We start from the raw sequence: 1064 nt of genomic DNA, 5'->3' as shown, positions 1-1064 counted from the left end.
GCCCAGTTCCTTGACCAGCGCCGGCACGACCTCGAACAGGTCGCCGACGATGCCGTAATCGGCCACCGAGAAGATCGGCGCTTCCGGATCCTTGTTGATGGCGACGATGGTCTTCGAGTCCTTCATGCCGGCCAGGTGCTGGATGGCGCCCGAGATGCCGACCGCGATGTACAGCTGCGGCGCGACGATCTTGCCGGTCTGGCCGACCTGCCAGTCGTTCGGCACGTAGCCGGCGTCCACTGCCGCGCGCGATGCGCCCATGGCGGCGCCCAGCTTGTCGGCCAGCGGTTCCAGGATCTTGAAGTTCTCGCCCGAACCCATGCCGCGGCCGCCCGAGACGACGATCTTGGCGCCGGTCAGTTCCGGACGGTCCGACTTGGCCAGCTCGCGCCCCACAAAAGAAGATTTGCCGGAATCGGCAACCGCCGGCACGTTCTCGACGGCGGCCGAGCCACCTTCGCTTGCTGCGGCGTCGAAGCCGGTGCCGCGCACGGTGATCACTTTCACCTTGTCGCTGGACTGCACGATGGCGATGGCGTTACCGGCGTAGATCGGACGCTCGAAGGTATCCGGGGCGTCGACCTTGGTGATTTCCGAGATCTGGGCCACGTCCAGCCTGGCGGCCACGCGCGGCAGGATGTTCTTGCCGTAGGCCGAGGCCGGGGCCAGGATGTGCGAGTAGGCGCCAGCAACGGCGAGGATCTGCTCGGCGACGTTCTCGGCCAGGCCATCGGCGAAATGCGGCGCATCGGCGACCAGCACTTTCGACACGCCCGCGATCTTCGCGGCGGCTTCCGCGACGGCGCCGCAGCCGGAGCCGGCGACCAGGATGTGGACGTCGCCGCCGCACTGGGCAGCGGCGGTCACGGTGTTCAGGGTGACGGCCTTCAGCGAGGCATTGTCGTGTTCAGCAATAACGAGTGCGACCATGATGTTCCCTTATATTCTTTAGATGACTTTGGCTTCGGTACGCAGCTTCGACACCAGGGTCGCCACGTCCGGCACGGTGATGCCGGCCGAGCGCTTGGCCGGCTCCGACACTTTCAGGGTCTTCAGGCGAGGCG

Annotated in this window: 1 protein-coding gene and 1 pseudogene; both read right to left on the bottom strand. The window is 66.4% G+C overall.

Going from position 1 to position 1064, the window contains the following annotated elements:
- A partial coding sequence (locus tag AC1DOP_RS27145; protein ID WP_477254391.1) for an electron transfer flavoprotein subunit alpha/FixB family protein occupies positions 1-930 on the bottom strand: 930 nt, incomplete at its 3' end.
- Positions 931-948: 18 nt separating this feature from the next.
- Positions 949-1064 (bottom strand): annotated as a pseudogene (locus AC1DOP_RS27140) (electron transfer flavoprotein subunit beta/FixA family protein); the annotation flags it as partial.

The organism is Massilia sp. 01N410 (assembly GCF_056399665.1).
Note: the sequence above shows the minus strand (reverse complement) of the source record. Positions and strands in the feature narration are given on the sequence as shown.